Source organism: Pseudomonas sp. TE3728 (genome assembly GCF_056279145.1).
In genome coordinates this window covers 1,622,073-1,640,018 of record NZ_JBWBQT010000001.1, presented here as the reverse complement: position 1 = coordinate 1,640,018, position 17,946 = coordinate 1,622,073, and the positions used below count along the sequence as shown (strand labels likewise).

At 60.4% G+C, this 17,946-nt stretch carries 20 protein-coding genes; 9 read left to right on the top strand and 11 right to left on the bottom strand.

The window, feature by feature from the left end:
* Positions 1-12: 12 nt before the first annotated feature.
* The 7 genes from ACZ89R_RS06795 to ACZ89R_RS06765 all read right to left on the bottom strand — a co-directional run bounded on the left by ACZ89R_RS06795 (position 13) and on the right by ACZ89R_RS06765 (position 4,694).
* Positions 13-294 carry a DUF3303 domain-containing protein gene (locus ACZ89R_RS06795; RefSeq protein ID WP_429546272.1) on the bottom strand — a complete coding sequence of 94 codons (282 nt, stop codon included), beginning with the start codon at positions 292-294 and terminating at the stop codon, positions 13-15.
* A 212-nt stretch (positions 295-506) separates the two neighbouring features.
* Positions 507-908, bottom strand: a complete 402-nt coding sequence (locus tag ACZ89R_RS06790; protein WP_008073195.1) for a hypothetical protein — start codon at positions 906-908, stop codon at positions 507-509.
* A gap of 96 nt (positions 909-1,004) precedes the next feature.
* Positions 1,005-1,772 carry a phosphonate ABC transporter, permease protein PhnE gene (gene phnE, locus ACZ89R_RS06785; protein ID WP_063343295.1) on the bottom strand — a complete coding sequence of 256 codons (768 nt, stop codon included), beginning with the start codon at positions 1,770-1,772 and terminating at the stop codon, positions 1,005-1,007.
* A complete protein-coding gene (locus ACZ89R_RS06780) occupies positions 1,769-2,596 on the bottom strand; it encodes a PhnE/PtxC family ABC transporter permease (RefSeq protein ID WP_429546273.1) in 828 nt (275 codons plus the stop codon). The genes phnE and ACZ89R_RS06780 overlap by 4 nt, the downstream gene beginning before the upstream one ends.
* Positions 2,590-3,387: a phosphonate ABC transporter ATP-binding protein gene (locus ACZ89R_RS06775; RefSeq protein ID WP_429546274.1), complete on the bottom strand. Its 798-nt coding sequence runs from the start codon at positions 3,385-3,387 to the stop codon at positions 2,590-2,592. Before ACZ89R_RS06775 ends, ACZ89R_RS06780 begins: the two co-directional genes overlap by 7 nt.
* Entirely contained in the window at positions 3,384-4,235 is an 852-nt protein-coding gene (locus ACZ89R_RS06770) for a putative selenate ABC transporter substrate-binding protein (RefSeq protein ID WP_429546275.1), read from the bottom strand. The genes ACZ89R_RS06775 and ACZ89R_RS06770 overlap by 4 nt, the downstream gene beginning before the upstream one ends.
* Positions 4,236-4,472: 237 nt before the next feature.
* Positions 4,473-4,694, bottom strand: coding sequence for a hypothetical protein (locus ACZ89R_RS06765; RefSeq protein WP_429546276.1), 222 nt, complete (start codon positions 4,692-4,694; stop codon positions 4,473-4,475).
* Positions 4,695-5,019: 325 nt separating this feature from the next.
* On the opposite strand from ACZ89R_RS06765, the gene ACZ89R_RS06760 reads away from it, so the two are divergent.
* Positions 5,020-6,033: a GlxA family transcriptional regulator gene (locus tag ACZ89R_RS06760; protein WP_429546277.1), complete on the top strand. Its 1,014-nt coding sequence runs from the start codon at positions 5,020-5,022 to the stop codon at positions 6,031-6,033.
* Between the two features lie 108 nt (positions 6,034-6,141).
* Here ACZ89R_RS06760 and ACZ89R_RS06755 read toward each other — a convergent pair whose 3' ends face one another.
* Positions 6,142-6,522, bottom strand: a complete 381-nt coding sequence (locus tag ACZ89R_RS06755; RefSeq protein ID WP_401176152.1) for a RidA family protein — start codon at positions 6,520-6,522, stop codon at positions 6,142-6,144.
* A 101-nt stretch (positions 6,523-6,623) separates the two neighbouring features.
* Positions 6,624-7,265, bottom strand: a complete 642-nt coding sequence (locus ACZ89R_RS06750) for an FMN-dependent NADH-azoreductase (protein WP_427623446.1) — start codon at positions 7,263-7,265, stop codon at positions 6,624-6,626.
* Positions 7,266-7,359: 94 nt separating this feature from the next.
* Here ACZ89R_RS06750 and ACZ89R_RS06745 point away from each other — a divergent pair, with 94 nt between their 5' ends.
* The 5 genes from ACZ89R_RS06745 to ACZ89R_RS06725 all read left to right on the top strand — a co-directional run bounded on the left by ACZ89R_RS06745 (position 7,360) and on the right by ACZ89R_RS06725 (position 14,840).
* Positions 7,360-8,214, top strand: coding sequence for a LysR substrate-binding domain-containing protein (locus tag ACZ89R_RS06745; RefSeq protein ID WP_429546278.1), 855 nt, complete (start codon positions 7,360-7,362; stop codon positions 8,212-8,214).
* Positions 8,215-8,512: 298 nt separating this feature from the next.
* The gene (locus ACZ89R_RS06740) at positions 8,513-9,733 is read left to right on the top strand and encodes a helix-turn-helix domain-containing protein (protein WP_429546279.1); all 1,221 of its coding nucleotides are present in this window, start codon (positions 8,513-8,515) and stop codon (positions 9,731-9,733) included.
* 36 nt (positions 9,734-9,769) lie between these two features.
* The gene (locus ACZ89R_RS06735) at positions 9,770-10,399 is read left to right on the top strand and encodes a Vgb family protein (protein WP_429379619.1); all 630 of its coding nucleotides are present in this window, start codon (positions 9,770-9,772) and stop codon (positions 10,397-10,399) included.
* A 103-nt stretch (positions 10,400-10,502) separates the two neighbouring features.
* Positions 10,503-11,225, top strand: coding sequence for a DUF2238 domain-containing protein (locus tag ACZ89R_RS06730; protein ID WP_429546280.1), 723 nt, complete (start codon positions 10,503-10,505; stop codon positions 11,223-11,225).
* 414 nt (positions 11,226-11,639) lie between these two features.
* Positions 11,640-14,840, top strand: coding sequence for a glycogen debranching N-terminal domain-containing protein (locus ACZ89R_RS06725; RefSeq protein ID WP_476241467.1), 3,201 nt, complete (start codon positions 11,640-11,642; stop codon positions 14,838-14,840).
* Positions 14,841-14,859: 19 nt separating this feature from the next.
* Here ACZ89R_RS06725 and ACZ89R_RS06720 read toward each other — a convergent pair whose 3' ends face one another.
* Positions 14,860-15,123, bottom strand: coding sequence for a hypothetical protein (locus ACZ89R_RS06720; RefSeq protein WP_192343514.1), 264 nt, complete (start codon positions 15,121-15,123; stop codon positions 14,860-14,862).
* Between the two features lie 466 nt (positions 15,124-15,589).
* On the opposite strand from ACZ89R_RS06720, the gene ACZ89R_RS06715 reads away from it, so the two are divergent.
* Positions 15,590-16,663 carry a hypothetical protein gene (locus ACZ89R_RS06715; protein WP_429546283.1) on the top strand — a complete coding sequence of 358 codons (1,074 nt, stop codon included), beginning with the start codon at positions 15,590-15,592 and terminating at the stop codon, positions 16,661-16,663.
* A gap of 16 nt (positions 16,664-16,679) precedes the next feature.
* Positions 16,680-17,033 (top strand): DUF1428 domain-containing protein, encoded by a 354-nt coding sequence (locus ACZ89R_RS06710; RefSeq protein WP_008068166.1) that lies wholly within the window; start codon positions 16,680-16,682, stop codon positions 17,031-17,033.
* Between the two features lie 14 nt (positions 17,034-17,047).
* On the opposite strand, the gene ACZ89R_RS06705 is transcribed toward ACZ89R_RS06710, so the two are convergent.
* Positions 17,048-17,242, bottom strand: coding sequence for a hypothetical protein (locus ACZ89R_RS06705; protein WP_192343516.1), 195 nt, complete (start codon positions 17,240-17,242; stop codon positions 17,048-17,050).
* Positions 17,243-17,368: 126 nt separating this feature from the next.
* Here ACZ89R_RS06705 and thpR point away from each other — a divergent pair, with 126 nt between their 5' ends.
* On the top strand, positions 17,369-17,908 hold the full coding sequence (gene thpR / locus ACZ89R_RS06700) for an RNA 2',3'-cyclic phosphodiesterase (RefSeq protein WP_429546284.1): 540 nt from the start codon (positions 17,369-17,371) through the stop codon (positions 17,906-17,908).
* Positions 17,909-17,946: the final 38 nt, after the last annotated feature.

Here is a 17,946-nt window from a genome sequence, read left to right as displayed (position 1 = left end):
CCGCCTCGACGCCTATTGCTTGCCGACTGCGGCAGCCAGCAGCGGCGCCACCTGTTCATCGGTCAGTGCGGCGTGGACTTCCATGCTCATGAGGTCGCTCCATTCCAGCACCCACTTCTGAATCGACACCGGATCACTGGCTTCTGCAATGCCAAAACCACTCGAGCCACCGACGGCATGCCAGCGCCCCAGCATGTTGACGCCTGCGGGTGGCGCGCCACCGGTCTTGAGAAAACGTTCGATTGCGCTATTACGCTGTTGCGGACTGATGGACCAACGGACCATGAATAACATCTGCCACCTCCTGCTACGGATTGGCACCTTTTATCTTCGCGCACATGGCTGGCGCCGGGCCACGGCCACGCTTGTGTTTCCAGTTCCGTCCTGGCTGGCCTGATACCCTTTCTCCCATCAGAAGGCATAGCAGCGGCCCGCATTTCGCGTACGACCGCTGATCCTCTTTCAGGACATTTGAAACGAACATATCGAGATAACAGCGAGAACAATCAGGCATCACGCAACAAGTCGTTGGCATTGAGCAGCTCGTAGGCAATCTCCGGGCGCTTCTCCAGCCCTCGACGAATCGCCGCCGGAATCGACTGACGGGTTTTGCGGCACAGGCCTGGCAGTTCGCCGAGGGTAATGTTGATGCCGCGCATGGTGCGCACTTCATTGAAGCCCGGGACGATCTCGACGCGCAGACCCAATTGCTCGTACATCCGGCGTTGCAGACGCTCCAGATCGCCGAGGCTCTGGAGATTTTCCAAGCGCTCGACCAAGCGCTTTTCCTCCGATCGGGTCAGGCTCAGGATGCGCAGATCCGCGCCGGGGGTTTCCAGCAACGGCTCACGCTCGCAGATGCAGGCTCCGGGCGGGCAGGGTTGGCGGATTGGAAGAGAGGTCGTCATGGGGTTCAATCATAGAGCGCTATGATCGGGTTTGCCCATGGGGTTGTTGTGCCGTTGAGCGCGACACACTCCATGCAATCCGCTGTGCGAAAAGAGTCAAGCCTTGACCCAGCGTTGACGGCTCCAGCTGCTCAATGTATCGACCGCGAATACCAGCAACAGCATGGCCAGAATAACCGTGCTGGCTTGAGCTTCCTGGAACAGGCTGAGGCTGACATAGAGCATTTGCCCCAAACCACCGGCGCCGACGAAGCCGAGCACGCTGGCCATGCGGATATTGTTTTCCCAGCGGTACAGGACGTAGGCCAGTAGCTGGGGCAACAGGTTGGGCAGTGTGCCGTAACAGAAAGCCCATATGGCGTTGCCGCCCTGCAAGCGGATGGCTTCGGCCGGTTCCGGAGGGGTGTTTTCCAGCGCTTCGGCGAACAGCCGGCCGAGCACGCCGGTGGTGTGCAGGGCTAGCGCCAGGGTGCCGGCATTAGGGCCGAGACCAGCGGCAAGGACCATCAGCGCGGCCCACACCAGTTCCGGAACCGCGCGCAAGGCGTTGAGCACCAGGCGCGATGCGCTCTGCAATGGCCAGCCGAAGCGCCCGGCCGCAGGCAATGCCAATAGCAGACCGAATACCGCCGCGAGCAGGGTGCCCAGGGCAGACATGGCAATGGTTTCCAGAGCGCCGTGGCCGATGGCTTGCAGATGGCCGGAGCTCAGGTCCGGGCTGAGAAAACGCTGCGCATAAGCGCCCATCTGCTTCAGGTTGCCGGTGCCGCCCAGCTCGCCGAGGTCGATGCCCAGGTAGATGAACGAGGCGATCACCGCTGCGCCGATGCAGAGCAGCAGTGCCAGATTGATCAGGCGATTCATGCCAGCCTCCAGCGCAACAGGCGGCTGAGTTGATCGGCGAGCAGCACCAGCACGAGGAACGTCAGTAACAAACTGGCCACTTCACCGCCGGCGAACATGCGCAACGACAGATCTATTTGCTGGCCCAGACCGCCGGCACCGACAAAGCCCATCACCACCGAGGCGCGGATGGCGCATTCCCAGCGGTAAACCGTGTACGACAGCAGCTCCGCAGCGACATTGGGCAGGATCCCGTAGCAGAAGGCTGTGAGCCGACCGCTGCCCGATTGCAGTAGCGCGTGGGCCGGGCGCTGGTCGACCGACTCGAAAATTTCCGCATAGACCTTGCCCAACATGCCGCTGTAGGTAATGGCAATGGCCAGCACCCCGGCCGTCGGGCCGAGGCCGACGGCGCGCACGAACAGCAGGGCCCAGACGATTTCCGGCACGCTGCGCAGGAAGATCAGCAAACCGCGTACCGGCCAACGCAGCAGTTGGCCCCAATAGCTCGGGTGGCCGGCACGGGAGGCCGCAGACAGCGACAGAGCGCGGCTGGCCAACAGGCTGGCGGGGACTGCCAACAGCAACGCCAGGGCCATGCCGGCCGTGGCGATGGCCAGGGTCTGCAGGGTGGCTTGCAACAACAGCTCAATGAACGCTTCGCCATGGGCCGGTGGCCAGAAGGCGGACACAAACCGGCCCATCTCGCTCTGACTGTCACTCGCCACCAGTACGCTGAGGTCCAATTCGCTGAAGTGGATCCCTGGCCACAGCAAGACGAGGGCCAGCAAGATGAACAGCAGGCGGGGCCGGGTGGCCGGATCTCGGGTATCACGGGTCAGCATCGTGGAATCTGCACACTCAAGGGCGCCGGAGCAATCGGTGGGGATAACAGTTGTTCGTTGGCGTACAGCTTGTCGAGCAACTCGCGGTCGACTTCGCTGGCCTGAAGGTCGAACAGGATCTGTCCATCACGCAAGCCGATGATGCGCGAAAAGTGCGCCAGGGCCAGCTCCACCGCATGCAGGCTGGCGACCAGGGTGACGTTGTGCTGCCGGGCATGGCTGCAGAGCACCGAAAGCGTGTGATGGGCCAACACGGGGTCCATGGCCGAAACCGGCTCATCGGCCAGCAACACCTCGGGCGCCTGGTACAACACGCGGGCAATGCCCACACGTTGCAGCTGTCCACCGGACAGTTGCTGGCATTGCGCGAACAACTTGTCACTCAGGTCCAGCCGGGCCAATGCCGCGCGTGCGCCCGGAATATCCAGTGGGTGCAGCAGGTTCAGCAGGCTCTTGCCCAGACTCCACTGACCCAGCTTACCGGCCAGAACCGCGGTGATCACACGCTGGCGCGGTGGCAGGGGAGGCGACTGATGGATCAGGCCGATACGCGCGCGCAGACGCTGACGCTGGCGGGCGGAAAGCTGCCAGGCTCGCTCGCCGAGCACCTGCAGCTCGCCATTGCCCGGTCGCAGGGCAGTGGCCAGCAGGTTGAGCAGGCTCGACTTGCCCGCGCCGGACGGGCCGATGATGGCGACCTGTTCGTTTGCACCGATGTGCAGGTCCACGCCACGCAGCGCCTGGACACCATTGGCGTGGGTAAGGCTGACCTGGGTTAGACGCAATGTCATTTGAGCAGGTCGGCGGCGCGTGCGGCTTCCTCGATGCCCTTGTAGTTCTCGGGCTTGGTTTCGATGAATCGGCTGGCGGCCTGCAGATCCAGAATCTCCTTGTCCGCAGGCTTCGCCGGATCGAGGGCCAGGAAGGCAGCCTTAATCTTGGCCGCCAGCGCTGGATCGAGGGTCCCGCGCACCGTCCAGTTGTAGTCGAAGTAGGCCGGAGTAGTCGCAAACACTTTGACCTTGGTGGTATCGACCTTGCCGGCGGCGACCAGTTTTTCCCACACGCTGGCGTTCAGTACCCCGGCGTCGACCTTACCGGCCTGGACCCAGGCGGCAGTGGCGTCATGAGCGCCGGAGTAGCCGACTCGGCTGTAGTAAGTTTCAGGCTTGATGCCGTCCTTGAGCATAAAGTAGCGCGGCATAAGACTGCCCGACGTGGAGGACACCGAGCCAAATGCAAAGGTCTTGCCCTTGAGATCGGCGAGGGACTTGACGGCAGGGTCGGCGGTGATGAATTTGCTGGTGAATTGGGCGTCCTGTTCGCGCTGTACCAGCGGAATGGCATTGCCGGTTTTCAGGCGTGCCTGCACGAACGTGAAGCCGCCCAGCCAGGCCAGGTCGATTCGATCGGTGGCCAGCGCCTCGACCACGGCCGGATAGTCGCTCACCGGCACGAACTCGACCTTCATGCCCAACTGTTGTTCCAGATAGGCGCCAAGCGGCTTGAACTTGCGCAGCAGTTCGGTCGGGGCTTCATCGGGAATCGCGCTGACTTTCAGCGTATCGGCGGCCTGCGCCAACAGGGTGCAAAAAGGCAGGATCAAGCTGACGGCCAATGCCAGGGTACGCTTGAGCATGAAAAATCTCCGGTGTATTAACAAAAGAATGTCGAGGCGCCAGGCATGCCTGGCGCTTTGTGAGGGTAGACGAAAGGGAGCGATATTGACCGGTTTTGGCCCAATTGCAATCTGTTGCATCGGCGGGTTGAATCCAAAACGCAAAGCGGTCAATTTCCGGAACGCATAATACCGTTTGGGAGATCACCCCCCCACCAACGTCTGCATCATGATTTCTCTCGTTCCAGCGGCACCCTGCTAGTTACCGTCCGCCACCTTGCGTTCTATCTCCGCTATTTTTCGCCTGAGCTCTTCAGCCTCTAGCTCCCGGGCATGGGTTTGATTTATACCTTCGTTGTCGTTGTCGCTGTCCTCAAGCTCTGTTTCAACCACATCGTCGGGTTTGCCAGAGGTATCGGCAGGCGGGATGTTCGAGGTCGTTTCTGATTCGTCGTCATTAACACGGTCATCATTGTTCATTTCGCTCACCTCCATTGGCCTATAAATTGGATTCATCGGTGTGGAGGGAGTTCGGGTTTTTCAGCCTTTATGACGCGGTTCAATGCTTACTGTTTTCAATAACGCCTCTCCCTTGCCTCAATGGCATGTCGCAAACGCTCTCTCGCGTGTCGTCCCCGGCCACAACACCATTTTCGTCGATGATAAAGACCCGCTTCGTCACGGCTTTCAACTGGCCTGATCGGTCGCATAATTGCGCTAGGGCTTTTTGAGCTTCTGCAGGTAGCATTAGCTTTATTAGCGCACCTAATGACAGGTTGGTTAACGTAACCGAGTGGGTCGAACATTGATCGAACGACGTCAATTCAGCGGAGGCATGAAGGGGAAAAACCTCCGCTATCTGAATGAAAACACTGGCGAGCCTGCTCGAATGACTCGGGCAGGCTTTTTGCTGCTCGAGCATTTCTCGCTGCCCGCGTTCACGCAAGCACTGGACACGATTGTCACCGCGAATCTTCTACGCCCCGGATTGTTCTCTTCCCGAACGTTCGGCTTGAATGAGGGGGAGGTCGTCAGCGACCTGGGCCTGGTCATCCGGCCGGATGCACGTATCAACTCTTCAGCCATTCACGACCTGGACCTGCTGGTCATTTGCGGTGGCTACAGGACAGAACTGAAGGCGACTGATGAGTTCATCAGCCTGTTGCGAGCGGCGGCAGATCAGGGTGTCATTCTGGCCGGGTTGTGGAACGGTGCATGGTTCTTGGGCAGCGCAGGCTTGCTCGATGGATACCGTTGCGCCATTCACCCCGAACATCGTCCCGCACTGGCGGAAATCTCCAAGGCGACGCATGTCACCAGTGAGCCCTATGTGATTGATCGAGACCGGCTCACCGCGTCCAGTCCCTCTGGGGCATTTCATATGGCGTTGGACTGGATCAAGGAACTGCACGATAAAGCCCTGGTCGAGGGGATCGAGGACATTCTTGCTTTCGAGGAGTCTCGCTACCGGCGCATCAAACCGGCTGAAAATATCTGTGTGAGCGCGCCATTGCGAGAGGTGGTCAAGCTGATGGACGCCAACCTCGAAGAGCCTCTGGAGCTGGAGCAACTGGCGGTTTATGCCGGCCGTTCCCGGCGACAACTCGAACGCTTGTTCAAGGAGCAGCTCGGGACCACGCCGCAGCGATATTACATGGAGCTACGCATCACCGAAGCGCGTCGATTGCTTCAGCACACAGAACTGTCCCAGGTAGACGTATTGGTTGCCTGTGGCTTTGTGTCGCCCAGTCATTTCAGCAAGTGCTATAGCTCGTATTTCGGCTACAGACCTTCCAAGGAAAAACGGCTCGTTAAATAGCCGCTTTTGAGTCCCGGCGAAGATCTCCCGACGGCGCAAATCTGCCGTCGGGAATGGCCCGGTGGCGGCCTGCTCGATGGAGCAGTGCCACCGGATCAGTCCGCAGACTCAGCCCTTGGCCGCCATCGCGGTAACTTCCACGCGCATACCTTCGACCGCCAGGGACGCCACGCCAACGGCAGCGCGGACCGGCCAGGGCTTGGCGAAGAAGCGCTTGTAGACTTCGTTGAAGGCGGCTCGGTCGGCCATGTCAGTGAGGTAGATGGTCAGATGCAGCACCCGGTCCATCGAACTGCCGGCTAGCTCCAACGCTACCTTGAGCGCTTGCAGAGTGCATTCACTCTGCTCGGCGATGCCACCCAGCTCCAGACTGCCGTCGGCACGGGTGGGGATTTGAGTGGAGACCAACAGGCCGCCGAAACCGGCGACATCGGAGGAGATGGATTCCGGGTCCGGGTCGGGGAGAAAGGTGATGTCGCGATTTGCCATGTGGGATCTCTTGCTTGAGGTGGTTAAGGGCGGTTGTGTATGGGGCAGCTGCTACGGGCGAACGCAGCCTTCTCATTACGACTTAACGTACCGCGGTCAGTTTATAGCACGAGACTATCTGCCAGCTTCATGGCCTGCTGAGTCGCGGCCTTGCGCGCACTCAGGTCAACGTCTTCCCCCAGGATGGTTTTCTCGACAATCACCGAGTGCACATCGCTCACGCCGATAAATTGCAGCCAGGCTTCCACGTAGGGCTTCTGAAAGTCGAAGCGCTCCGCTGGCGTGATCGACTGCGCCGAAAAATCCAGGCCGCGGGCGTACATCACCACGGCGGTTTTGTTGTGCAGCATGCCTTCCAGACCGCGCTCCGGGTCGAAGCTGAATAAAATGTCTTTCTGCGACACCAGGTCGATGAAGTGTTTGAGTTTGTACGGGATGCTGAAATTCCACAGCGGTACGGACATCACCAGGACGTCTGCGCGGTGCAGGAACCCGGCCAGGTCTTTCAAGGTGTTCCAGGCGTCTTGCTGCGCCGGGGTCAAGGGCGTGCCATTGAGCCCGGCGTATTTGGCGTCCATTGCCAGCTCATCAAACTCCGGCAACACCATGTTCCAAAGATCGAGGGTGATGATTTCGGTGTCCGGGGTGTTTTCTTGATAGCGCGCAATGAAGCCGCGGGCGACTTCAAGGGAGGCCGATCGTTGTTTGCGCGGGGAACATTCGATATGCAGAAGGGTGGTCATGGCGTGTCTCGGGCGGGGAAGTTGGATCATTGCAACATAGTTTTATTTGGAATATAAATCGTGAATAAATAAACAATTAATCACGAATAGAACTATGTTCGATGTGCTGTTGTTAAAAACATTCGTCACCGTCGTCGATGAAGAGGGTTTCAGTCGCGCAGCCGAAAAGTTGCACCTGACCCAGTCTGCGGTCAGCGGTCACTTGCGGCGACTTGAAGAGCAAGTCGGAAAACCGCTGTTGACGCGTACAACCCGTTCCCAGCAATTGACGCCCGATGGCGAGCGCCTGATCGCTTATGCGCGGACGATCCTCGCGCTGAACCGTGATGCCTGGGCGCAACTGACGCGCACACCGTTTCACGGGCGGGTGCGGATCGGGGCGTCGGAGGATTTTGTCGAACCGCGATTGCTGCGGGCTTTTCAGGATTTCGCGGCGCAGTACCCGGGCATGGAAATCGACGTGCAGGTGGGCATTCCTGGCACGTTGCTGAACCTGATGAAGCAAGGTGATCTTGAGCTGGTCATCGGTTCTCTGTGCGAAACCAGCGAAGCGGGGTTGCTACTGTGGCAAGAACCGCTGGTGTGGGCCTGGTCGGCGCAGCCCGTCACCCAGTTACCGACACCGTTGCCGCTGGCGCTGTTTCCTGAGCCTTGTCCTTATCGTGAGATCGCGCTGAGGCGGCTGGCTCAGGCGGGGATCGCCCAACGCACGGCGATGTCATGCACAAGCACCGCCGGGCTGCGGGCGGCGGCGCTGGCTGGTTTCGCGGTGGCGCCCATGACGGTCAGTCAATTGGGGCAGGGACTGGCGGCTCTGGGGGCGGAACAAGGATTGCCGGATTTGCCGGATGCGCAGTTTCGGTTGTTTGCCTCTGCTGAAGCGGATCAGGCGATTGTGGCGGCGCTCTCTCAGCTCATTGTGGAGTATTGCTCCACGCGAAGGGCTTGATCGTCATTTACGAGGCGATGATTGGCCCTGTAGGAGCTGTCGAGCCCGCGAGGCTGCGAGCGGCTGCGCAGCAGCCGTGAATCCGGCTGACGCGGTCTGCCTGATACACCGCGAGTTCTGGTTTTACGACTGCTTCGCAGCCGATCGCAGCCTCGCGGGCTCGACAGCTCCTACGGTCGATCGCAGCCTGGCGATCAAGTAAGCAGCTCCCGTGGCAGATCGGCGTGCGGCTATGCGGTCGTGAGATAGACTGATCAGCGGGCATCGGACGGTGGGGGTGACAGGTGGCGCGCTTCAGATGGATTCGCTGATCACGGCGGCAGCGCGTGCGCTCGCGGCGGGTGATCCCCTCGGCGCGCTGAACCGCATCGCCTTGCGCGACGATGCGCCAGCCCTCGCGCTTCGTGGCATCGCGATGGCGCAGCTGGGCGACCTTGTGCGCGCGAAGGCGCTGGTGCGCAGCGCCGCACGTGCTTTCGGGCCGAAAGAGGCGTTGCCCCACGCGCGATGTGTCGTCGCCGAGGCCGAAATCGCGCTCGCCTCGCGGGATCTGAACTGGCCAACCAAGGCACTCGACGCCGCGCGGGCGACGCTTCAGGCGCACGGCGACTGGATCAACGCCGCCCATGCGCGGTACCTCGAGATCCGCCGCTTGCTGTTGATTGGGCACCTCGACGAGGCCGAACACCGGCTCACAGAACTCGATCCAACACCGTTACCCCCCGCATCGAGGGCAGCCTACGAACTGGTCGTGGCAGGCGTTGCGATGCGTCGCCTGCAAACAAAAGCGGCGCGCGCGGCACTTGAACGGGCCGAGCGTGCCGCACAACACGCCGCTATCCCCGCGTTGACGGCCGAGGTCGAAAGTGCCGCCCGCATCCTCGACACGCCGGCGGCGCGGCTGATTGTCGGTGGTCAGGAACGGCCGCTGCTGCTCGATGAAATTGAAGCGTTATTGGCGTCCCCCGCACTGGTCGTGGACGCCTGCCGGTATGTCGTGCGCGACGCAGGCTCGTCAGTTTCACTCGCCCGGCGGCCGGTGCTCTTCGCGCTCGCCCGGGCGTTGGGCGAAGCGTGGCCCGCCGACGTGCCGAGGGAGACGCTGATTGCGCGCGCCTTTCGTATGAAAGTCGCGGATGACTCCCATCGCGCGCGGTTGCGCGTCGAGCTCGGGCGGCTGCGCGCAGCGCTGCACCTGATCGCCGATGTCGTCGCGACCCCGCGAGGGTTTGCGTTGGTGCCGCAGGATGCGCGTGACGTCGTGGTGCTGGCGCGGCCTGTCGAAGAGCAACATGCGACGCTGCTCGCCTTCCTCGCTGACGGCGAATCATGGTCGAGTTCGGCCCTGGCGTTGGCGCTTGGCGCCAGTCAGCGCACCGTGCAACGAGCCCTCGACACGCTGGCGGTGGCCGGCAAGGTGCAGTCGTTCGGTCATGGCCGGGCCCGTCGCTGGATGACCCCGCAGGTTCCAGGATTCGCGACGGTATTGTTACTCACAGGGTTGCTGCCCAATGATTAGCATCCCTTCACCAACCCAGTGAATGAGGAACAAGACATGAAACATTCAACAGCCGAAATCATCCGCGAATACGGCCCTTTTCCAGGCGTCGACAGCGTCCATGGCGTCACCCATGACGGCCAGCAGGTCTGGTTTGCCTCCGGCGACAAACTCAACGCCCTGGATCCTGCGAGCGGCAAAACGCTGCGCTCGATCGATGTCGCCGCCCATGCCGGTACAGCCTTCGACGGTCAGCATCTGTTTCAGATCGCCGAGGATCGTATCCAGAAAATTGACCCACAGACCGGGCGTGTGCTCTCCACCATCCCCGCGCCCGGCGGCGGTGGCGACTCGGGGCTCGCCTGGGCCGAAGGGACGCTTTGGGTGGGTGAATATCGCGAGCGCAAGATTCATCAGGTCGACCCCCAGACCGGGGCAGTGCTGCGCACCCTCGAATCCAACCGCTTCGTCACCGGGGTAACCTGGGTCGAGGGCGACCTGTGGCACGGCACCTGGGAGGGTGACGAGAGTGAGCTGCGGCGAGTCGACCCGGCCACGGGCGAGGTGTTGGAGAGCGTCCAGATGCCGGCTGGCGTCGGGGTCTCGGGACTTGAGTTCGATGGTCACGACCGGTTTTTCTGTGGCGGCGGCAGCAGCGGGAAGGTGAGGGCGGTGCGCCGGCCTTGATAAGCGTTGGGGGCGGGTATCGGGCCGCAATACCCGCCCAGAAAAAACGAACTTGCGAAGCGGCCGCGTCTCGAATTTAAAAGACTCGAGAAGAAGGCGCCCAATGAGCAAGTCGATAGGCGCAAAAGACCTGAGTAGTCACAGCAGACCTCTGCCGGTCATGACGCCCAAGGAGCACCCGCGATACGACCTGGCGCTGTTGATTGCATTTCTTCTCATCGTCGCAGCACTGGGTATTTCACCCCATAGCCGAGTGGATTGGGTCCTGGAAAACCTGCTGGCCCTGCTGCTGGTGATGGTCCTGGTGGTCGTCTCCCGACGGTTCCGTCTGTCTGCCGTTTCCATCAGTCTGGTGTTCGTTTTTCTCTGTATTCATGAGCTCGGGTCGCATTACACCTATGCGCTGGTGCCCTACGACCGCTGGTGCTCAGCCTTGACTGGGGTCAGCCTGAACAAAACCCTTGGGTTGGAACGCAATCATTACGATCGGCTGGTGCATCTGACGTATGGACTCTTGCTGGTGTATCCGATTCGGGAAGTGCTGGTGCGAATCACGCCGCTGCGCGGTTTCTGGGTTGGGTTTATCGCGTTGAACATCGTGCTGTCGACCTCGGCAGTCTATGAAATCGTGGAATGGATAGGTGGGCAGTACCTTGGAAAAGACACGGCGAAGGCGTTTGTCGCTGCACAAAATGACCCATGGGACTCTCAAGCCGACATGGCGCTGGCCGTGGCAGGTGCGTTCTTTACGTTATTGGTTGTCTGGTTCCGGCGACGGTTGTTTCATCGAAACGCTCAATTAAATGCTTTCGAAGAGAATTCATAATATTTATAGAGTGTTCCAATTGAATGATGTCGATAAGCCGCCAATGTAAAACTACGGACCGCGCCAGGCCCCTTCATCGCCGTACTCCGGGGCTGAACGTACTCTGTAGCAGCTGCCTCGCGGGCTCGGCAGCTGCTACAGGATTAGGTCGTATTACCGGATGGAACTGATGCAGCAGGCGTACCGTCAATCGAGGACAGGGCCACCAGATCTGACTGTGTGAGAACTAAAAGCACTGGAGGCAATGCCAGTCAGTCAAACCGCACAACCTGTGGGAGCGAGCTTGCTCGCGAAGACGGCGTTACAGTCAACATTGATGTCGCCTGACTCACCGCATTCGCAAGCAAGCCCGCTCCCACAGGGATTTAGTGCTGGAGGCCTTAATTCTTCGACCGAATGACGGAGGGCCTCTCCATGAGGATCGCTCAGATCGCGCCGCTCACCGAACGTTGTCCGCCCCGTTTGTACGGTGGCACTGAGCGGATCGTGTCTTACCTGACCGAAGAACTGGTGCGCCAGGGCCACGATGTCACGCTCTTCGCCAGCGGCGATTCGCTAACCTCGGCACGCCTGGAAGCGGGCGCGCACCAAGCTCTGCGGTTCGATCCACGCATCAAGGACGGGGCGCCTCATCACATTCTGATGCTCGATCAAGTCCTGCGGCAGGCGGATCAATTCGACGTGATGCATTTTCATGTCGATATCTTCCATTTTCCGTTGATTCGACACCTGGCCGGGCGCAGCGTGACCACGCTTCACGGGCGTCTGGACATTGCGGATTACCAATCCTTTTACCCTCACTTTCCCGAGGTGCCGCTGGTCTCGGTGTCCAAGGCGCAACGCAGTCCGGTGAAGGGCGACGTCAATTGGGTGGGCAACGTCTATCACGGCATTCCGGGTGATCTGCTGACCTTCAACCCTGAACCGAGCGGCGACTATCTGGTGTTTCTGGGACGTATCTCTCCCGAAAAGCGCCCGGACCGGGCCATCGAGATTGCCTCGAAGGCCGGGCTGCCATTGAAAATCGCCGCCAAGGTCGACAAGGCCGATCAGGTGTATTGGGAAGAAATCATCGCACCGATGATCGCCACCCATCCGAATGTCGAATTTCTCGGCGAGATCGATGAATCGCAAAAGGCAGATTTGCTGGGCAATGCTCGCGCCTTGATCTTCCCCATCGACTGGCCTGAGCCGTTCGGCCTGGTCATGATCGAAGCCATGGCGTGCGGCACACCGGTGATTGCGTTTGGTCAGGGCTCGGTGCCGGAAGTGATCGATGAGGGGGTATCCGGTTACATCGTCGATGGTGTCGCAGGAGCGGTAGCGGCGGTGCAGCGGTTGGGAGAGCTGGATCGGCGCAAGGTGAGGGCCAGGTTCGAGGAGCGGTTCACGGTCGAGCGCATGACCAATCACTATCTGGAGTTGTACCGCCATCTGACGGCGGGCAACACCTATGGCCATCCCTCCACGCCCTTCGATATTCCCGCCACTGCGTCGTTGCAAGAGCTGCGTTTGCGCAACCTGAAAAACAACGACACCTTCGCGGTGTTCGATCCCAATGGCGATGTGCTGTTTGCGGACGACAGCCCGCAAGGGATTTTCCATACCGATACCCGCCACCTTTCCGGGCTCTACCTGACGCTTAACGGCGCGCGGCCGCTGTTGCTCAGTTCGACGCTGCGTGACGATAACGCGATGCTCACGTGCGACCTGACCAACCCGGATCTGTTCGACGCCCATGGTGAAAAAATCCTGCACCACGATTTGATCCATCTTCGCCGCTCACGATTCTTGTGGAATGGCTCCTGTTATGAACGGCTGACCCTGCGCAATTTCGACGATTCGCCCCAGCATCTGCAATTGAGAATTCAGTTCGCAGCCGACTTCAAAGACCTGTTCGAAGTTCGCGGCGCCCGGCGTCCGCAACGCGGGGAGGGGCACCGGGCAGAGATTACCGATGAAGAGGTGGTGCTTTCCTATACCGGCCTGGACCACAAACGGCGCATGACCCGCCTGCGTTTTGCCCCGGTGCCGGCCAGCCTGACCTGCGATTCGGCGTTGTTCGAGGTTCGGCTGGCCCCGGGGGAAAGTCAGTCACTGTTCATGGACATCAATTGCGGCGTGCAAAATCCACCATTTACGGTGCGCCACGGGTTCTTTATTTCATTGCGCGATTCCCGGCGCGAGTTACGCACATTCTCTTCGCGGGCAGCCTCTGTGGTGACCTCCCACGATGTGTTCAACGAGGCGGTCAGCCGCAGCGTTTCCGACCTCTACATGCTCATGACCAAAACCCGCGAGGGGCTCTATCCCTATGCCGGCATTCCTTGGTTCAGCACCGTTTTCGGACGAGATGCGCTGATCACGGCATGGGAGATGCTGTGGTTTGATCCCGGTATTGCCAAAGGCGTGCTCGGGCATCTGGCCGCCAACCAGGCAACCATCGTTGACCCCCATGCCGATTCCGAGCCCGGTAAAATCCTGCACGAGATAAGGCTGGGGGAAATGGCCGAGTTGGGCGAGGTGCCGTTCCGACGTTACTACGGCAGCATCGACTCCACGCCGCTGTTCGTCATACTGGCCGCCGCGTATCTGGAGCGCACCAATGACCTGGGCACACTGCGTCAGCTCTGGCCGAATATCGAAGCGGCGCTGAGCTGGATCGAGGAATACGGCGATCGGGATGGCGATGGCTTTGTCGAGTATGGCCGGCAGTCCGCCGAGGGGCTGATTAACCAGGGCTGGAAAGACAGCTTCGATTCGGTTTTCCATGCCGATGGGCAACTGGCCGTGGGCCCGATTGCGATTGTCGAAGTTCAGGCCTACGTGTATGGCGCCTGGACTGGTGCCGCTAAAATCGCTCGTCGGCTGGGTAATCCAGACCGGGCTCAACGCCTTAAATACAAGGCTCAACGCTTGCGCGAAGAATTCGATAACCGCTTCTTCGACGAAGAGCTGGGCACCTATGTATTAGCTTTGGACGGCAACAAGAAACCCTGTCGAATCCGTACCTCCAATGCCGGCCATGCCCTGTTCGCCGGCATCGCGTACCCGGAACGCGCGGCATCGGTCGTCAGCGCCCTGATGGACCGCTCATCCTTTTCCGGCTGGGGCGTGCGCACCGTCGCGTCTTCCCAGGCTCGCTATAACCCGATGAGTTATCACAACGGCTCCGTCTGGCCCCACGACAATGCGCTGATCGCGGCCGGCTTCGCCCGCTACGGTTACCGTCGGGACGCGGCGCGGATTTTCGAAGGTCTGTTCGCCGCGTCGACCTACATCGATCTGCGGCGCCTGCCCGAACTGTTTTGCGGCTTTGCCCGGCAACGCACCCAAGGGCCGACGTTCTATCCAGTCGCCTGCATGCCCCAGGCCTGGGCCGCTGCTGCGCCGTTGTCGATGATTCAGTCGTGCCTGGGGCTGAGCTTCAGGCCGAGGAAGCTCAACATCCTGTTCGACGAACCGGTGCTCCCGGCGTTTCTGGACACCATCGCCTTGCGGCGTTTGGCAGTGGGTGCTGAATGTGTGGACTTGATGCTCCGGCGCTCGGGGGAAAACGTCATGATCGAGGTTCTCAATCGCCAGGGCCCGGTGCGGATCTTGAGTACCAGTTAGCAAGATGGGCGCGAGCGTGTCAGAAGGTGAACGCTTGTGCCGACGGATGCTGAGCCATTTCAGTCTCCAGCAGATGCTCAACCAGCACATCATTCAAAAAGCGGAACTGATCGTTGAGCCCGACCACTTCGTTACTGAAGTGGTTGGCCGCTGCGGGCATCAGCAAGGCCTCGAAGTGCTCGTCGAACACCAGCGCGACTGCTTTGCGAGACACGACCTGCTGCGAATAATAGTTGCTGCCGAACACCGGGAAGCTCACGGCGAGGCTGACGGAATGAATCATGATTTCGGCTCCTCGGTTTGACCGATATCCAGCACCAAGCGGGAAAACAGGGTCAGGGTAACGGTCGTCAGGGCCAGGCAGGTCAGGAGATGGATCAACATGGTTTGCCCCTCCGGTGCGGGGTTGAAATAGGGATGAGATTGATCCTGCACCTGATGGTTTTTTTGCGGAAGGCATTCGCGGCGATGGTGAATATTGATGTGAATGATGGTGGCGATCTGTAGGAGCTGCCGAAGGCTGCGATCTTTTGATCTTGCTCTCCGATGGCCCCGAAAAGATCGCAGGCTGCGCCAGCTCCTACATTTGAAATGCATTCCCCTGTGGGAGCGAGCCTGCTCACGAAGGCGTCTTTGAGGGCGCCATCCATTCATCTGACGGACGGCCCCCGCCCCCGACCTATACTCAAATCAGCACGCTGTTTAGCGTTGGACACTCCGTTCGGCGCAGTCTGTAGGACCCCGCGATCTTGAACCTGCGTTCGCTGATCGTCGCTGTGTTGGTGATCTTGGCGGGATGCGCCACGCCTACGCCTGCCCCGGTAATCGTGGTGCCGGTGGTCGTGTCCCAGAGCACCTGGCAGCAGGTGGACCGGGAGATTGTCGCCGCTTCACAACAGGCCACCGAACAGGCCAGGGTCTATGCCCGCGGGTCCATGGAGCACTGGCGCACGCGGGTTTATCAGCAAACCGAAGAAGTCTTCATTCCGTGGTTCAGCAGCTACTGGACCCAGGAATGGCTGTCGATGAAAGTCAGCTGGTACGCCATCAATGCCGGAGACGAGCAGGATGCGGCGACCAAGCGCCTGGCGGCCTATCTGCTGGAGCAATATCACCGGCGCGTGCTGGAACCGGTGGCGGTGGAGATCGATCCCGACGCGATCCTCGGCCAGGCGACAGAGTTTTATGTGCAACTGATGGGGCAGCAGCTCGAAGTTATTTCCAAACGTCATGGCGTGCCAATGGCGCAGCTCAACGGTCGCATCCAGAAAATTCCGGCTATTTCACTGGGCCCGCCGCCTGCCCGTGACGCTTCGCTGTATCAGGTGGTGCATGCCGAACTGAGCAAATTGCCGGCTTATCTGGCACTGATCGACACGATCCACACGGCGGGCGGCGAGAAGGGCATCGCCTCGACGGACGCCGGCATGGCGCCGGTGGCCAAGCGTGCCAGCAAGCGAATACAAGCCGAAATGGCCCCGCGAGGGGCGGCCAGTGCAGTGGCGGCAGTGGCAGGGAAGGCGGCCGGGGCATTGATTTCCGTGGGGGTGGCGGGAGTGCGCGCGATCATTCAGGCCAACGACCGGCCCGACAGCGAAGCGCTGATCCGCAGCAGCCTGGGTAACTCGTTCGACAAGGCATGGGTGAAGCTGGTGAATAACCCCGCCACCGGCGTCATGGCCGGAACGCTGTACATGGCCAGGCAGATCGAGGGCAACCTGGCCCTCACCCTCGAACAGCCAGCCGAGCCGTCGGTCGGTCTGGATGCAGGCACTGTCGATTTTAGCCACGTTGAATCGACTACCCAGCAGATCACCCCATAACCCGAGGAGAACGATCATGGCTTACGTAGATGGCTTCGTCGCTGCAGTACCCACCGCCAACCGCGAAAAATTCAAACAACACGCACAATCCGCTGCCGAAATTTTCAAGGAAAGCGGCGCACTCAGCCTCGCCGAATGCTGGGGCGATGACGTGCCCGATGGCAAACTGACCTCATTTCCCATGGCAGTAAAACTCAAGGAAGACGAAACCGTGGTGTTTTCCTGGATTGTCTGGCCGGACAAGGCCACCCGTGACGCCGGGATGGCGAAGCTCATGAGCGATCCGCGGATGCAGCCGGACGTCAATCCGATGCCGTTCGACGGCCAGCGGGCGATTTTTGGCGGTTTCGAGATGCTCGTCAAAGCCTGAACATCGTCGCAGGATCACTCCGGCGTCGGGGTGGTCCTGCAACTCTTGCGGTTACGAATCTGGCTGTCCGACGGCCGCTCCTTGATGAACTCGAAGCGCGGCTCGCCTTCGTTGTAGTGAACCAGCCAACCCCATTCCAGCTCGGATTCATCCTGGCCGGGCTTGGGTGGCACAGCCCACCATGGCTCTTTGCTGATGACCTGACGCATGGCGCCCTCCCGTCGATTCGGTTGCTTCAACTATAACGCGCCTGCCGGGTGGTGCCAGAAATGCACTTGCTGGCGTGGTATCCCTTTGTAAAATCAAAGGGACTCCGTAGCCTTGAGGTGGCAGACATGAGCGATGAATCCCGTGAGCCGTTCAAACGGCTGTTCTTCGCCCTCAACTGCGCCCCCGAACAACGCCGGGCCATCGCCCGATGGCGCGGCGCGCTGGAGCTCAATGTCGGGCGCCCGGTGCCGGCGGAAAACTTTCATCTGACGCTGCTGTTTCTCGGCACGGTGGGGATGGCGCAGATAGCGGGCGTCTGCGAGGCCGCCGCCAATGTCCAGATGCCCGGCGTGCCGTTGACGGTTGTGCTTGATCGTCTGGAAGTCTGGCGTCGCTCCGGGGTTTTGTTGCTGGCGCCCGAGCAGGCAGCACCTGAGTTGCTGCGGTTGGTGTATGCGCTGGAGCAGGCCATGTTGCCCTTTGGTTTCGAAGACACCCGGCGGGAATTTCGCCCGCATCTGACCCTGATGCGCGACTACCGGGCGCCAATCCCCGAATCTGCGACGCCGCCAGAGTTTTTCCTGCGTGCTGACCGCTTCACCTTGTTCGAATCCCATAAAGGCCGGTACCGGGCGCTGGCCGAATGGCCGTTGGTCTCTACATAAAAAAAGGCGCCCGAGGGCGCCCGAAATTCACCTTGACC